Consider the following 16,014-nt stretch of genomic DNA (forward strand, 5'->3'; position numbering starts at 1 on the left):
TTGGGATCCCAATTTTACCTAAACTGTGCTGCTTGGGCCAGGATGTCACCGCATGCTTTTTGTTCCGAAAATAACAAGTAGAACAACTCGACCTTCATGTACCGGTTGCTGAAAAAATTCCTGTAAATCAGACCAAGGTAGTTGCCAGTGCCTATGCCTGCTCGCCTCCCTGCTTGCGGATCGACCAAGTCCGCATTGGGCTGAGACCGGTCCTCAGCAACCATTGAGCCTACGGCAAATTTGTCCCGCAACCAAGCCATTCACGCACCTCGTCATACAGGAACGGCAGGCAACGACTTCTCCATCGCCTACCACGATCAAGCCAGCCCTTTGGATCACAGGTTCATCTCGTCAAACGTGATGAGATGAACCTGTTGAGATCAATGCCCCGTCAACACCAGCGTATTCACCGGCATCAGGATCAGACGCAGGCGCAGACCTGCAGCATGAACAACACCGATCGTGTCGATCACATGCAAGGCGGCGGCGTGCCAGAATCCCAAATCCTCATGCTCAAGCCGTTCATGGTTATCGGTGTAGACATTGGCCAGACAGTTGCTGCCGGGCGGTATGTCATCGGCCATGTTTTTGTACAGCGGCTCCATATAGACCAAAATCGAGCCGGGCACCTTGTTGGTCTGAACATCGCGCAGCTCATCTGTGGGACGTATCTGACCTGACGGGATGACATCCTGCACCTCAACCACAACCATCGGGATCACGGTGAAGGGCTTGGTCATGCAGCCCAACTCTCCAATCATGCCCGGCTTGATGACCTGAGCGGCCATCTGGTTGAATGCAGCCTGAAACCGGTTATGGCCCGAGCTTGACGGAACCAGAATGCCCGCAGGCCGCAGCAAAGGACTGACATAGTCGCCCACCTGAAGGCCAAATTGTTCAACCCGACCGGTCACACCTGCGCTTACGAGTGTTTTGTCCAGCTCGGTCAGCGCGGCGTCCAACTGGGCGTTGGCGCTGGCCAGTTGGGCCGGGATCAGTTCTTCGATCTGCTGCACCACGGCGGCACGGCGGGATCGCGATGCGGTCAGCTGCGCTTCACGCTCGGCAACAAGGTTTTCCAACCGGTCGATTTCGGCCAATCGCACGGCGCTGGAGCCTTCGTCCCGCAGGGTGGTGTTACGCTCCAAATCCTCAAGCGATTGATCCAATGCAGCGCGCGCGCCTGCGATGCCTGCGTCGGCCTCGGCCAGATCGGTTTCCGCCACTTTCAGCGAGGCCTGAACCTGCGCGATCTGCGCGTGCGCGGCCTCGACCTGTGCGGCTTGGGTGAAATCCTCGATCCGGAAAATCGGCTGGCCGGCAGTGACCTGCTGATTGTTGGTGACGTAAATTTCGGACACGCGACCGCCGAGTTGAGGCAGAATTGTCACCGTTCGGAAATAGGACGCCGCCGTTTTACTGGCAGGGTGGAAGTAAAACAGCGTGGTGATCACGGTCAGCGCAAGAATGGCGCAGGTGGTCAGGCCCCAACGCAGTTCATACCACATGGTGAACAGTGTGATTTCATGGCCTATACGTTTGCCCTGTACGTAACGGCGAAATAAGTAATCCGGCAACACGGTGACCAGCGCGCACATCAGTGTTTCAAGCATCTCTTACTGCTCCTGCTGCGCGGTCGGTTGCGATGGGGTCGCTGGGGCAGGAACATCGTTGCCTTGATTGCCCAAGGATCGGATTGCGTCGGCAATGGCGCGCAAGGGGGCGGCGACATCCGGGAACTGGAATCCGGCTACAAGAATGGCCGCCACCCAGAATAGACCATTGTGGGTAAACAGAGCCAACAGCGCCAATATCCCCACAAGCTGAAACTGAGGGTGGTTGGATTCATGCGCGATTTTTTCCGGGATGGAGTGCAGCGTAAAGTAGCCAACTCCGATCAGAACGATCACCAAAACGGTAAAAACAAACATGAAGGTCAGCAAAAAGTCGCTGCCATCTGCCTGCGTGACGTATGAGGGGATATGCCCCGTGGCCATTGGATGTAATTCTGCCGGTGTCACGTCTTTCTCCGATTCCGATGATAGCTGCACTAAAAACAGGCCGGTCTCTTTGGTTCAAGTTTACATTGCGGAAATTACGCCTCTTTTCCAATAGTGTTACGCATGCGAAGCTTTGCGCATGAATAAAAGCAGATCTCAAATCCACCCGTTTTGGGGTGATCCTAGGGCGGAGTTTCTAACATGATCGATTTCCTGGTCATCGGTGGCGGCATCGCCGGATTAAGCGCGGGCGCGCGTTTGTCCGAACATGGTCATGTCGTCGTGCTCGAAGGCGAAGACGCGCTGGGATATCACACCTCTGGCCGGTCGGCGGCGTTGTTCGAAAAAGGGTATGGACCGCCTTCCGTGAAGACCCTGAACGCAGCGAGCGAAGCTTATCTGAGATCGAATGGCTATCTGTCGCCGCGCGGGTTGATGCTGATCGCCGGCCATGATCAACGAGACGCGTTTCTTCAGGATCAGGCTGACCTTCGTCTTACAGAAATCTCGGTCGAGGATGCCATATCGCGGGTTCCGATACTGAACCCTCAGACTGTTGGATTTGCCGCGAGCAGCGATTTTGCTTTCGACATTGATACCGACCGGATGATGCAGGATTTCGCTCGTGTGATTAGGGCCAACGGTGGTCTGGTGCTGACACGCCAAAAGGTAAAAAGTATCACCAAAGCGGGGCATTGGGTTGTCGAGGCGGCAGACGCTTTCGAGGCCAGATCCCTTGTAAATGCTGCAGGCGCATGGGTGGATGAGATTGCGACGTTGGCAAGCGTCGCGCCGATCGGCATAGAACCGCGTCGGCGCTCAGTGGCTCGTATCCCCGCCCCTGCCGGACATGACGTGACGGGTTGGCCTTTGATGTTGGGCGCTAGCGAAGGCTGGTATGCGAAACCGGATGCCGGAAAGCTGATCGTTTCCCCTTGCGAGGCTGATCCGACCTTTCCCCATGATGCCTATGCGGACGACATGGTGTTGGCCGAGGGTCTGGCGCGGTACGAAGCGATGGTGACCGAGTCGGTCACAAGGGTCGAGGCGAACTGGGCCGGACTTCGCAGCTTTGCGCCGGATGGTACGCTGGTCTTAGGACCCGACCCTGCCGAACCCACGTTTATCTGGTCGGCAGCGCAAGGTGGTTATGGCTTTCAAACGGCACCGGCGGCCTCACAGCTGGTGGCAGATTTGACGACTGGTGCTCGTTCAGAATTGGAGGCGGCGAGCGTTTCCGCCCTAAGGCCAGAAAGGTTACGTGGATGACGAAACGCAAACTTCCCGCAAATGCCAGCGTGGCGACGGTATCCGATGGGCAAAAATTGGTCGCTCCGGCGGCCAGCAGGAATGCCGACGCGCTGTGTGATTTGCTGGCTCAGTTCGCCCCTGCGTCCGGTCGCGCGCTGGAACTGGCCAGTGGTACAGGGCAGCACGTCGTGGCTTTTGCAAATCGACTGCCCGGTCTGGATTGGCAACCCAGTGAGGTTGAACCTGAACGACGCGCTTCAATCGACGCATATGCCGAAGGCTTAGAAAACATAGCCCCTGCGATAGAACTCGATGCGGTCCAACCTGGTTGGCATACCGTTCACGCGGCAAATGACCTGATCCTTTTGATCAACTTGCTGCATCTGATCAGTTGGTCGGAGGTGGAAGCCTTGGTGACCGAGGCCGCGCTGGCTCTGAACCCGGGCGGTCGGCTAATCCTCTACGGGCCATTCACGCGCTCCGGCCAGTTGACCAGTACCGGAGACCAGAACTTTCATGCTGCGTTGAGCCAACAAGATCTGGACATCGGATACAAGGATGACGCCGACATTCTGGGCCTGCTGCGTCGAGTTCAACTGAGTTTAATCGGTGCTGTTGAAATGCCGGCAAACAACCTGGCATTTATCGCTGAAAGACCTGAAGTCTGATCAAGATCAAAGTCAGGCGGCTTCCACGAACATATTCACAAGGTGATATGTTTAAAGGAAGCCCACTAATGAACTGGCAAGACAAGCTCTCGGATACGCGCAACAATCTGCGCAACCTCAACGCTGCAATCCCTGATACCGCCCGTGCCTTCGGTGCGCTGGGAAAAACCGTCAAAGAAGGCGGTTCGCTGGACTACAAAACCAAAGAGCTGATCGCTTTGGGTATGTCCATCGCTGCCCGCTGCGAACCTTGCATAACGCTACACACCGAAGCCTTGCTCAATGCCGGAGCAAGCCGCGAAGAAGTGTCAGACGTTCTGGCCATGGCCATTCAAATGGGCGGAGGACCGTCGATGATGTATGCGGCCAAGGCGTTGGAATGCTTTGACGAGCTATCAGTATGAAGAAAGGCCCCGGAGATCTCCGGGACCTTTGCTTAGTCAGCCGTCCTTGCGGATGGTTTCGTTTTTCGGATCATAGGGGCTGTCGCAGGTGACAACCGCATCCCACAGTTTGTCCTGAAGCTTGACCTTCAGCTTGGTGCCTTCGACCGCCAGATCGGGCTTCACATAGCCCATGCCGATGGATTTCTCGAAGGCCACCGAATAACCGCCCGAGGTCAGACGACCGACGCGTTCACCTTTCGGTGTATACAGCACTTCACGGCCCCACGGATCGGCATCCTCCGGCCCGTCGATCAGCAGGGTGCAGCATTTCACGCGTACGCCAGTCTCTTCCAGCTTGGCCTTGCCAAAGAAGTCCTTGGACAGGTCGACAAAGCGCGGCAAGTCGGCTTCTAGCGGGGTCGCGTCGCGGCCCAGCTCGGTGCCGAAGGCGCGATAGGATTTCTCCTGACGCAGCCAGTTCTGGGCGCGGGCGCCGACCAGCTTCATACCGTGTTTCTCACCAGCTTTTTCCAGCAGGTCGAACAGGTAGTTCTGTATCTCAATCGGGTGGTGAAGTTCCCAACCTAGCTCACCGGTATAGGCCACGCGGATCGCGTTGACCGGGCACATACCCAGTTCGATCTGACGGGCCGACAGCCATGGGAAGCGCTTGTTGGACAGTGCGGTTTCCGGATCGGCGTCTTTGATGACCTCTTTCAGAACGTCCCGCGATTTGGGTCCGGCGATGGCAAAAACGCCCCACTGAGTGGTCACGTCCTGGATCTCGATGTAACCGAACTCCTCCATCTTGTCCTCGGCCGCCTTGCGCAGGTAATCGGCGTCGTACTCGGTCCAGGCACCGGCAGAGACGATGTAGTAGTTGTTCTCGCCGTTACGGACGATGGTGTATTCGGTGCGGGTGGTACCGTGCGAGGTCAGCGCGTAGGTCAGGTTGATACGACCGACCTTGGGCAGCTTGTTACAGGTGAACCAATCCAGGAACTGGGTCGCACCGGGGCCTTTGACGACATGCTTTGTGAAGGCCGACGCGTCGATCAGACCAACGCCTTCGCGGATCGCCTTTGCTTCGTCAACGGCATGCTGCCACCAGCCACCGCGGCGGAACGAGCGGGCATCATGGTCGAAGTTTTCGGGTGCATCCAGCGGACCGAAATAGTTCGGGCGCTCCCAGCCGTTAACCCAGCCAAACTGTGCGCCACGCGCTTTCTGACGGTCATAGGCCGGAACAGTCCGCAGAGGGCGGCAGGCAGCACGTTCTTCATCGGGGTGGTGCAGGATATAGACGTGCTCATAGCACTCTTCATTCTTGCGTGCCGCAAACTCGGTGGTCATCCAGTTCGACGAGTAACGTTTGGGGTCCAGCGACGCCATGTCGATCTCGGCTTCGCCATCCACCATCATCTGCGCCAAATAGTAGCCGGTGCCGCCTGCGGCGGTGATACCGAACGAGAACCCCTCGGCCAGCCACATGTTGCGCAAGCCAGGCGCGGGACCAACCAGCGGGTTGCCGTCGGGCGTGTAGCAGATCGGGCCGTTAAAATCGTCTTTCAGGCCGGATTCGGCACAGGACGGCACGCGCTCGGCCATTGCCATATACTGGTCTGCAATCCGGTCGAGATCGAGCGGGAACAGATCAGCACGGAAGCTGTCCGGCACGCCGTGTTCGAACTGCGCCGGCGCACCATGTTCATAGATCCCCAAAATCCATCCGCCGCGTTCCTCGCGTGCGTAGGATTCGTTGTCGGCATCGCGGACAACAGGGTGTTCGGGGTTGCCCGCTTCACGCCATTTGACCAGCTCAGGGTCTTTGTCCATGACGATGAAGGTGTGTTCGACCGGGATCGCGGGCATCTTGATGCCCAGCATTTTCGCGGCCCGCTGTGCGTGGTTGCCCGATGCGGTCACGACATGCTCGGCGGTGATAACCACCTGCTCATCCGACGGAATGAGGTTGCCGCCCTTCTCGACCATTTTGGTGCAGGTGACTTCCCAATGAGTGCCATTCCAATGGAAGGCATCGGCCTGCATCTTACGGACAATTTCCACACCGCGCTGACGGGCACCCTTGGCCATCGCCTGCGTTACGTCGGCGGGGTTAATGTAGCCATCTTCGGTGTGATAGATCGCGCCCTTCAGATCTGAAGTCTCGATCAGTGGCCAGCGTTCCTTGATTTGATCAGGGGTCAGCCATTCATATGCGACATCACAAGTCTCAGCCGTGGACGCATAGAGCATGTATTCATCCATGCGCTCTTGCGTCTGTGCCATGCGCAGATTGCCAACAACGGCAAAGCCTGCGTTCAAACCGGTTTCTTCCTCAAGCTGCTTGTAGAAGTCGACCGAGTACTTGTGGATGTGTGTCGTCGCATAGGACATGTTGAACAGCGGCAACAGCCCCGCTGCGTGCCATGTGGACCCTGAGGTCAGCTCATCCCGTTCGACTAGCATCACATCGTCCCAGCCTGCCTTGGCCAGGTGATATGCAATCGAAGTGCCGACGGCACCGCCGCCAACAACCAGTGCTTTGACTTGGGTTTTCATTATCGGGCGTCTCCCCTTGAATTCAGTTGACACCATATGGCGCATTTGAATGCCCCGGCGCGACATTCATCCGACCAGTGATATAAAGAAAACGACCCCCAATCTATTGGAGGTCGTTTTTCACATCTGTCCAGTATGCGTCAGCCGCCTGTCAACGAACATTTTTTGAAGGCGTCTTTTGTGGCGCATTTACTGACCACTCCAGCAGACCCTTTGTTGATACGAACATCAGATGCCTCTGCGGAGCTTGTACTTTGGAAATACGACCTCAGGCCCGCCCAAAAACCAGCAGAGCTAGCGGCTTCTGATTTGGGAATTTCTTCGCCGCCTTGAAAGTTCGCAAATAGCCGACCGAAAACGTTGCCACCCGAATTGGCTTCTGCAATTTGCCCCTCCAGCAGATCGCCAAGCCCCTTGCGATATGCGACCTGAACTAAATCATCCGCAGATTTGATCTTATTTGCTGTCAGGTCGAACGTGTCCCCTGCCAGCCCATACTGCGCCGCCATGGTGTTTGCGATCAGAGCCATCCCGTCGACATTTTCGAGCCTCAGTTGCGCCAATTCGCCGCGAAGCTTCATGAATTCCGACCGAACCTCTGCCATTTTCACAGCCAACTCAACTTCGGTCTCGGGATTTACTTGTGAGGCATTGCCGATACCCGGCACTGGCCTGCTCAGCAAAGCGTTGAAGCGATCATAGTCCAGATTGCTAAAGAACGAATGGACTTCCTCAGCTGGTGCATCGGAATAGGCTTTCAGTTGAATTTCCTGGCCCAAACCAAGTGTCGCCTTGTAAATCTCAAAATTGGCCGGTGTTCTCAGATCTGTTATGCTGGCCGTTATAATCGACCAGAACGCCCGATCCCTTACTGTCAGGACATTGTAATCGTTTTGCACGAGCTGGAAGTATGCGACGCCCCCTATGACACCGAATGGTACATAGTCGCTTCTGCCGAAGTCTATGGCGTCAATGGACTGGGCGATGTTGCCTGCTAGCGTGTTTGACTTGGCATCTTTCTTGAGCAGCATCTGCAGCCATATCGTATGTTCACCGTTTTCATAGACCCAACTGCTGCGGTCCATCTTGGACGCCAGTTGCTCGGTTTTTTGTACGGCCACTTTTTTTGCCAACGGTCGAGCTGCTTCGCTGATATTGTCCTGCAACACGCCTTCACGTGCATCAAGTGTAAAATCTCGATCGACAATAGCCCGACGCACCCATTCGTTGTTTGTTTCAGGCAGATAGGATTTGCCGCCGGCGCGCCAACGCTTCTGTCGCTCGCGCTCTAACTCTTCTGCGTTCTTTTGTTCGCTAAATCTGGCGAACCGTTGCTTGATCACTTCCACATAACCGCTGGCAGTTAATTTACCTTCGGTTTTTTTGTCCTGCTGATAATAGTCAAGACCTGCCATGACCATTGCAACAATCAGTGCAAAGCCAAGAAACCTCAATGTTCCCATCCAAAACCTCGAATCAATTACTGCTCATTTTCGCAATTGATAGCCGCAGAATTGGGCGCCCTTGTGGCTCTGAGACGGAATTCCCAAGGTTGGGTCGATTTTAGTCGTTCGGCAAAATCTTTCCGGGGTTCATGATGTTATCGGGGTCCAGTGCCTTTTTGATGGCAGTCATATACGTGACGGCTGGTCCAAGCTCTTTGACCAGGTAGGGCTGTTTGCCCTGTCCGATCCCATGTTCGCCCGTACACGTGCCTTCCATCGAAATAGCCAGATCATTCAGCCAACCGACGAATTCGTCAGCTTTGCTGACTTCGTCCGCGTTTTCCATGTCGATCAGCAGCAAGGAATGAAAGTTGCCATCCCCGACATGCCCAACCACGGGGGCCATTAGCCCTAGCTCGCGCGCTTTGTCCTGAGTCGCTGTGACGCACTCTGCCAAACGCGAGATCGGGACGCAGACATCCGTGGAAATTCCCCGCGCGCCCGGACGCAGTTGCAAGGAAGCCCAGTACATATCATGCCGGGCCTGCCAGAGTTTATTGCGTTCCTCAGTCGTTGAGGTCGCCGCAAAATCGGTGCCACCGAACTCTTCCGCGATCTGGTTGAAGGTTTCGGACTGTTCGACCGCACCGTTTTCCGATCCGTGGAACTCGAGCAAGAGCAATGGCGTTTCCGGCAGGCTCAGCCCGGAATAGGCATTAGCGGCCTGGACCGACATTTCATCCAGCAGCTCAATCCGCGCCACCGGAACACCATATTGGATCGTCATCATGACGGCCTGACAGGCCGCATCCACCGACGGAAATGAACAACGGGCAGAGGTGATCGCCTCGGGGATGCCCTGCAGCCGCAAGGTAAGTTCGGTGATGATGCCCAAAGTCCCTTCGGCCCCGATCAGCAGTCGGGTCAGGTCATAACCCGCCGAGGATTTCTTGGCCCGGTGCCCGGTTCGGATGATCTGCCCATCCGGCATGATCGCCTCAAGACCAAGGACATTGTCCTTCATCGTGCCATAGCGAACCGCATTGGTCCCAGACGCCCGCGTCGCCGCCATTCCACCCAACGAAGCATTCGCGCCGGGGTCAATCGGAAAGAACAGGCCCTGATCCCGCAAATGGGTATTCAGGTCTTCGCGCGTCACACCCGGCTGTACGACGCAATCCAGATCACCCGGGTTCACAGCCAGCACCTTATTCATCTGGGTCAGGTCAACCGAGATACCACCAGCAGGGGCGTTCACGTGACCCTCCAACGATGTACCCGTACCAAATGCAATCACCGGCACCTTGTGGGTGGCGCAGGTTTTGACGATCTCGGAGACCTCTTCCGTGGAATGGGGGAAAACCACAGCATCCGGGGATTGGTTTTCGATCCAGGTGGTCGTGTGACCATGTTGTTCGCGGATTGCCTGACCGGTTTGCAACCGGTCACCAAACTTTTGTTTGAGGATGCCGACAGCTGCCTCGATCCCCACTTCATTTCGCGGCAAAGCAACTGCCTGCACCATGGTCTTCCCCTTTGAAACGCCGGGCTATTCGCCCAGCGCAATTCCCTCACGACGTGGATCGGCACCGCCGACCAGCACATCCCCGATCTCAATCGCATGCAGGCCCGATGTCAGGTCGCGCGGGTTCACTTCAAAACCCAGCTCGATCAGCGGATCCGAAAACCCTTCGGCGGCGGTTCCCACTTCGACGTCATAAGTGCCAAAACGATTGACGAGATGCGGCAGTGAAAGGGCTTGCTGCACATCCATGTCCCAATCCGCCCAGGCGATGATCGACTTGGCAACATAGCCGATGATACGGCTGCCGCCCGGCGATCCGATGGCCAGAACAGGCGCGCCGTCCTGCATCACAATTGTCGGGCTCATCGACGAACGTGGGCGTTTGCCTGGCTCCAAGCGGTTGGCAATCGGCACACCGTCACTGTGCGTTTTAAACGAGAAATCCGTCAGTTCGTTGTTTAGCAGAAACCCGTTTGTCATCAGTCGTGAGCCGAATCCATTCTCAATCGTCGTCGTCATCGACAGGACGTTTCCGTACTGATCAACGATCGAGATATGCGAGGTTGAGGGTAACTCGATCGAGACATCGTCGGCCCAATTCGACGCATGATCAAACTCGGGGTTACCCGGTGCGACCTCTGTCAGGGCGGCTTCTCCGCCTAACAGAGCGCCACGGTCGGACAGATAAGATGGATCGACCAAGCCCTGTGTGGGCATGGGAACAAAATCATGATCGGCCATATAGCGACCGCGATCTGCGAAAGCCAGACGCGAGGCATCACCGATCAGGCGCCATGCATTGGTGTCTTCGGGGCCCATTTCAGCCAGATCATAGCCGTCCAGCATGCCCAGAATCTGACCAACGGTCAGCGCGCCTGACGATGGCGGGCCCATGCCGCAGACCTCATAGGCGCGATACGTTGCGCACACTGGTTCACGCTCGATCACCTGATACAGCGCCAGATCAATTCCCGACAGAACGCCCGGGTTGCCTTCGGCGTTGCGTACGGTGCTGACGATGCCAGCGGCAACTTCACCTCCATAAAAGCCAGCCGAGCCTTCGTCGGCCAAAATACGCAGAGTTTCGGCATAGGCCGGGTTGGTCAGGCGTTGCCCCTGCTCAAGCGGCTTACCGTCGGGCAAGAAATATTCTGCGGTTGCAGGAAAGCGCGACAGGCGTTCGGCATCCTTTTCGACCAGGCCAGCAAGGCGCGGAGATACCAGGAAGCCGTCGTTCGCCAACGCGATGCCATCGGCAAACAGGCTTGGCCAGGGACTGCGGCCCCAGCGCCGGTGCGCCTCTTCCAGCAAGGCCGGTGTCCCGGGTGTGCCCACCGACAATCCGCCGACAACCGCATCAAAGAACTTCAGCGGCTCGCCGTTTTCATCATGGAACAGCCTGTGGTTCGCCTCAAGCGGGGCCGTTTCACGCCCGTCCAGTGTGGTCAGCTTGCCCGATGCAGCGTCATACCAAACCAAAAATGCACCGCCACCAAGGCCCGACGATTGCGGTTCGACCAGCCCCAGCACAACCTGAACGGCGACCATTGCATCAGCCGCCGACCCGCCAGCGCGCAAAACCTTTGCGCCTGCTTCAACCGCCAATGGATTCGCAGCAGTGACCATCCAGTTTTCAGATGTGACCGGCTGCCCTGCCATCTTGGCCTCAAGCGCAGCGATCACCTCTTCGGTCAGGCCTTGCACCTGCCCCTCGGACGCGCCTTCGGGCGCAACGGCATCTGCCGTCTCCTGAGCAGTCAATGGTCCTGCCAGCACCACCGCCGACAGCAACACTCCCGAAATCAGACTTCGTTTCATCGTATCCTCCTGAAAATATGCGTGTGTAAATTGGCACCGCCCGCATCAAAACACGGGAAACACCTGATCAAAGCATTGCGGGGACCACCTGATCCGGTGGGCGGTGACCGTCTTCGAAAGTCTTGATATTTATAATAACTTTCTCGCCCATTTCGATCCGACCCTCTAACGTGGCCGACCCCATGTGGGGCAGCAGAACAACGTTTGGTAACTGTCGCAATCTTGGGTTCACATCCGTCCCATGCTCATAGACATCCAGGCCCGCGCCGGCGATTTCGCCCGAGCGTATCCGGCGCGTCAGAGCGTTTTCGTCGATCACCTCACCCCTTGAGGTATTCACGATAACGGCTGTCGGCTTCATCAATTTCAGCCGCCGTGCATTCATCAAATGGAAGGTAGACGGTGTCGACGGGCAATGGACCGAAATCACATCCATTCGCGCCACCATCTGATCCAGGCTTTCCCAGTAGGTCGCTTCCATCTCTTGTTCGATCTCCGGGCGAAGCCTGCGACGGTTGTGGTAATGTACTTGCATTCCAAATGCGCTGGCACGGCGGGCCACGGCCTGGCCGATACGCCCCATGCCGAGAACGCCCAAACGCCGCCCGCCAATACGCCCGCCCAACAAGGCATTCGGCGCCCACCCGGTCCAATCGCCTTTTTGCATGACAGACAGACCCTCGGGAATTCGGCGGGTCACAGCGAGAATCAGCGCCATGGTCATATCAGCGGTATCGTCGGTCAGAACCCCCGGGGTGTTCGACACCAGAATGCCCCTCTGACGCGCGGTCGAGACATCGATATTGTCGACCCCTGCCCCGTAATTCGCGATCAGGCGCAGGTTTTCACCCGCCTGCCCCAATAGGCCACCGTCGATCGTATCGGTCACGGTTGGCACCAGAACATCGGCGGTTTTCACGGCCTTCACCAGTTCTTCACGGGTCATCGGGCTGTCATCGTCGCGCAACTGCACATCGAACAATTCGCTTAACCGGGTTTCAACCGCCTCGGGCAACCGTCGCGTAACGACAACACTCAGACGTTCTCTTGACACCTCTGTACTCCCACTGCTTTGCAAACCTTCGCGCGCCATGTCATCGTGGCGCAGGATAAGGCAGGGCACAAGAACCCCATAGGCATTGAGTCGACCTTTTTTCGAAGCAAGATCAACAGGCACAAGAGCAGACAGTAAGTGAGTGGTTTTCTACCCGTAAAACGCCTTGTTTCGGCGGCATTCGCTGTTTTCCTAACCGTGCTTGGCACCCTGCCCGCCAGCGCGCAGGACAAGCGTGGCCAAGTCACCAACCTGCCCCTTCCACGGTTTGTCTCGATGAAAGCCGCCGAGGGCAATGTGCGCCGAGGCCCATCACTGACTCACCGAATCGATTGGGTTTTCAAACGGCGCGGCATGCCACTGCAGATAACGGCAGAATACGGAAACTGGCGCAGGGTTCAGGACCGCGACGGCGCCGGGGGATGGGTGCACTACGCCCTGTTGTCCGGTGTTCGAACGGTGTTAGTCGATGCCGAACTACTGCCCGTGTACACCAGTCCGGACCCAAAGGCCCCGGTCAGCGCCCAATTTGAAACGGGCGTCGTGGCGCGCCTTGGCAGCTGTTCGTTGGATTGGTGTCAGATTTCTGCGGGCGGGTATCGCGGTTGGGCACAGAAAACGAACCTTTGGGGCGTCGACCCAGCCGAAATCCGAGAATAACCTAGTCGGATCGGGGTGTGCGCGCGATGAAATCGCAGGTCAGCTTGACCAGTTCCGGACCAACGTCTTCTTGCAAAAAATGCCCCGCATTCGGCAAGATAACATGAGGCTGCCCTGCGGCCCCCGGGCACAGTTTCTGGAACACCGCATCAATCCCCGCCATGACCAGATCATCGGCCCCGAAAGCAGTGAGGACAGGTGTCTGAAGCCCTCGGATCACCTCCCAAGCCTGCCGGTTCGGACCCGAGGACGGATCATCAGGCGTCGCTGGCACTAGCATAGGAAACTGCCGCGCCCCGGCCTTGTAACTTTCATCTGGAAAAGGCGCATCATAGGCCGCGATAACGTCTTCGGACAGGGACGATACAGTTCCGCCTTTCAGAATTCCACCGGCCGGAAATACCGGAACCTCCTGGCTGAACCTGCGCCAGTTCTCAAACGCTGCGCCCATTGGCTGATCGCCAGTTGGCAGCGCCGTGTTGGCAATCACTATGCGCGCGAACCTCTCCGGCATCTCTGCCCATAACCGCAGCCCGATTAGCCCGCCCCAGTCCTGGCAAACCAGAGTGATGTTGCGCAGGTTTACCTTGCGCAGCCACTCACCCATCCAAGCCACGTGCCGCTCATAAGTGTAGTCGCTTCGTTCGGTTGGCTTGTCGGATCGCCCGAACCCAATCAGGTCTGGCGCAACCGCGCGATGTCCCTGCGCGACGAATCCCGCAATCATGTGACGGTAAAGGTAGGACCAGCTTGGCTCGCCATGCATCATCAGTACAGGATCAGCCTCGGCTGGCCCTTCATTCACATAATGCATCCGCAACTGGCCGCCTTCGGCGTCATTCACCTGCGCGTAGTTCGGTGCAAACGGATAATCTGAGAGCCCGTCAAACCAGGTATCTGGCGTACGTAGAAACTTCATCCTCTTCCCTTTTCAGAGTTTCCAACCCGAACGCCCTGCCACCAATGCGCGCATCCAGCCCATCGCGAAACATTAGATTTCAAAAACCGCACCGCAAGATCAGGCTCCATGGGCGACCCATTCCGCATAAACTCCGCGGCCCTGGCAAACGACCAGATCACAGCAGGATTGAACACCTTTCCCAGGAAAACAAGCCACGCTCAGATCTTCGGTTAGCGCCTTTAGATTTTTTTCAATCCGCACTCATTTTTTTGTCTGAAAGGTCTTGAACCCACCGATCAACAATCGTAGACAGCGCCTCACCGTTGGGGTGTAGCCAAGTGGTAAGGCAACTGTTTTTGGTACAGTGTACCGTAGGTTCGAATCCTACCACCCCAGCCATTTTCAAGTAACCTATTGATTTTATTGAATAAAAATGTTGCGGGATCCCGCAACACTCCTGAGTTTGAATCAGAGCTACGGATTCCAACTTGTTCTTCACTGAGTTGATCGCATTCGGCACCATTCCAAATCGAACTAACCACGCATGTTTCTTCTTTACGTTGTACGCGAAAGCTGGTTCTCTCGCCGAAAATTCATGGACAAGAAATGCTAATAGAAATCAATTCCGAACAAGACGCTTGGGCAACACTTCATGGTTTGATAAACGGCAATTTAGAAATAGACTCTCTCGACGATCTGCGCTTCGGAGATTGGGTTGGAACGAGAGTTTACATTCCCGAAGGAAAGTACGACTCTTCGCTGAGCGCATACATGATGCAAGGGTGGCAAGATGCTCAGAGAGCAATCTATCGCTCCTACGCGCTGCTCAAAAAGGGTGATGCCAACGCTAGATCACTAACCGACGAGGAAAGAAGCCGACTTGAACTCGTCGTAAAGGTTTCTAGCGGAAGCTCTGATCAGAAAGCTGATATTCTTGATGTTTTGAAGGAGACGGCACTAAGCGCCGTGGGCAAGATGGAACCAAAACAGATCGCAACGGTTTTGATTGTTCTCATTCTTACTTGGGGCGGTACCAGTGTTACGAGCAATTGGCTAAACAATCAGAAAGAAATCAAGCTGACCGAACTTCGAGAAACCTCGAGCCAACGGGCGTTTGAAACCATTGATCGGGCGCTTCAAACGATTGGCCCAAACAGCATGACAGATGATCAGCGGCAGGTATTGCGTCAAGCAACTGAGGAAGTGCCTGCGCTCGTTGACCTTCAGAATGAAGCTGAGAACGCAAGGCATTCGATTACGCGTCACGCAACAAAAACTGACGCACAAGTCAACGGTGTCTCCGTTCCTTCCGAAGCAGGTCAAAGAATAACCAGAGAGACGAGGCAATCTGCGAACGAAGTAAGGAAAGATGGCAACTATCGTATTCTAAAAGTCGATACGACAGTACCTGATGGTTTCCGTGTGCTGGTCGAGAATATTGAAACTGGAGAGCGTTTCTCCGCAGACGTACAACAAGTTTTGGAGTCCCATGAAGATCGCGCGGTCATTCAAGACGCTGAGTGGAGCAAAGTTCCGGTCCGGCTTCAGGTGAACGCTCGCGAAAAGCGTGGTCAGATTATCGAAGCTATTATTTTGAAGGCTGAAAAATTCGAAGTGTCCAGCTCCCAGCCGTCGAATTGATCCCGCAACAATTCCCGCAACATTTTGGCACACACCTCGGCATAAGTGGCTGAAATAAAATATATAATTCAAACTTACCAATCCTACCACCCCAGCCACCTTT

At 56.1% G+C, this 16,014-nt stretch carries 13 protein-coding genes and 1 tRNA gene; 6 read left to right on the plus strand and 8 right to left on the minus strand.

What is annotated here, in order from left to right:
* Window positions 1-380: 380 nt before the first annotated feature.
* Together QMP16_RS07340 and QMP16_RS07345 are read right to left on the minus strand one after the other, a co-directional pair.
* Window positions 381-1,613, minus strand: coding sequence for an HlyD family secretion protein (locus QMP16_RS07340; protein WP_282151821.1), 1,233 nt, complete (start codon window positions 1,611-1,613; stop codon window positions 381-383).
* Between the two features lie 3 nt (window positions 1,614-1,616).
* Window positions 1,617-2,021, minus strand: a complete 405-nt coding sequence (locus tag QMP16_RS07345; protein WP_370246295.1) for a hypothetical protein — start codon at window positions 2,019-2,021, stop codon at window positions 1,617-1,619.
* A 180-nt stretch (window positions 2,022-2,201) separates the two neighbouring features.
* On the opposite strand from QMP16_RS07345, the gene QMP16_RS07350 reads away from it, so the two are divergent.
* The 3 genes from QMP16_RS07350 (at window position 2,202) to QMP16_RS07360 (ending at window position 4,323) form a co-directional block, all read left to right on the plus strand.
* The gene (locus QMP16_RS07350; protein ID WP_282151822.1) at window positions 2,202-3,269 is read left to right on the plus strand and encodes an NAD(P)/FAD-dependent oxidoreductase; all 1,068 of its coding nucleotides are present in this window, start codon (window positions 2,202-2,204) and stop codon (window positions 3,267-3,269) included.
* Window positions 3,266-3,919 (plus strand): DUF938 domain-containing protein, encoded by a 654-nt coding sequence (locus QMP16_RS07355; RefSeq protein ID WP_282151823.1) that lies wholly within the window; start codon window positions 3,266-3,268, stop codon window positions 3,917-3,919. The genes QMP16_RS07350 and QMP16_RS07355 overlap by 4 nt, the downstream gene beginning before the upstream one ends.
* Window positions 3,920-3,987: 68 nt before the next feature.
* Entirely contained in the window at window positions 3,988-4,323 is a 336-nt protein-coding gene (locus QMP16_RS07360; RefSeq protein ID WP_058276038.1) for a carboxymuconolactone decarboxylase family protein, read from the plus strand.
* 36 nt (window positions 4,324-4,359) lie between these two features.
* On the opposite strand, the gene QMP16_RS07365 is transcribed toward QMP16_RS07360, so the two are convergent.
* From QMP16_RS07365 to QMP16_RS07385, 5 genes are all read right to left on the minus strand, one after another.
* Window positions 4,360-6,867: a GcvT family protein gene (locus tag QMP16_RS07365; RefSeq protein WP_282151824.1), complete on the minus strand. Its 2,508-nt coding sequence runs from the start codon at window positions 6,865-6,867 to the stop codon at window positions 4,360-4,362.
* Between the two features lie 140 nt (window positions 6,868-7,007).
* Complete coding sequence (locus tag QMP16_RS07370; RefSeq protein WP_282151825.1) at window positions 7,008-8,282, minus strand: hypothetical protein; 1,275 nt, start codon at window positions 8,280-8,282, stop codon at window positions 7,008-7,010.
* Window positions 8,283-8,430: 148 nt separating this feature from the next.
* Window positions 8,431-9,837, minus strand: a complete 1,407-nt coding sequence (locus tag QMP16_RS07375; protein ID WP_282151826.1) for an FAD-binding oxidoreductase — start codon at window positions 9,835-9,837, stop codon at window positions 8,431-8,433.
* Between the two features lie 24 nt (window positions 9,838-9,861).
* Window positions 9,862-11,655, minus strand: a complete 1,794-nt coding sequence (gene ggt / locus QMP16_RS07380) for a gamma-glutamyltransferase (protein WP_282151827.1) — start codon at window positions 11,653-11,655, stop codon at window positions 9,862-9,864.
* A gap of 67 nt (window positions 11,656-11,722) precedes the next feature.
* On the minus strand, window positions 11,723-12,709 hold the full coding sequence (locus QMP16_RS07385; protein WP_058275717.1) for a 2-hydroxyacid dehydrogenase: 987 nt from the start codon (window positions 12,707-12,709) through the stop codon (window positions 11,723-11,725).
* A 198-nt stretch (window positions 12,710-12,907) separates the two neighbouring features.
* Here QMP16_RS07385 and QMP16_RS07390 point away from each other — a divergent pair, with 198 nt between their 5' ends.
* A complete protein-coding gene (locus QMP16_RS07390) occupies window positions 12,908-13,369 on the plus strand; it encodes an SH3 domain-containing protein (protein ID WP_234416571.1) in 462 nt (153 codons plus the stop codon).
* A 1-nt stretch (window position 13,370) separates the two neighbouring features.
* Here QMP16_RS07390 and QMP16_RS07395 read toward each other — a convergent pair whose 3' ends face one another.
* The gene (locus tag QMP16_RS07395; protein ID WP_282151828.1) at window positions 13,371-14,288 is read right to left on the minus strand and encodes a haloalkane dehalogenase; all 918 of its coding nucleotides are present in this window, start codon (window positions 14,286-14,288) and stop codon (window positions 13,371-13,373) included.
* Between the two features lie 306 nt (window positions 14,289-14,594).
* On the opposite strand from QMP16_RS07395, the gene QMP16_RS07400 reads away from it, so the two are divergent.
* Window positions 14,595-14,669 (plus strand) — tRNA-Gln (locus QMP16_RS07400).
* Window positions 14,670-14,876: 207 nt separating this feature from the next.
* On the plus strand, window positions 14,877-15,911 hold the full coding sequence (locus QMP16_RS07405; RefSeq protein WP_239337575.1) for a hypothetical protein: 1,035 nt from the start codon (window positions 14,877-14,879) through the stop codon (window positions 15,909-15,911).
* The last annotated feature ends 103 nt before the right edge of the window (window positions 15,912-16,014 follow it).

Origin of the sequence: Ruegeria atlantica, from assembly GCF_947495585.1 — a bacterium.
GTDB classification, from domain to species: Bacteria; Pseudomonadota; Alphaproteobacteria; order Rhodobacterales; family Rhodobacteraceae; genus Ruegeria; species Ruegeria atlantica_G.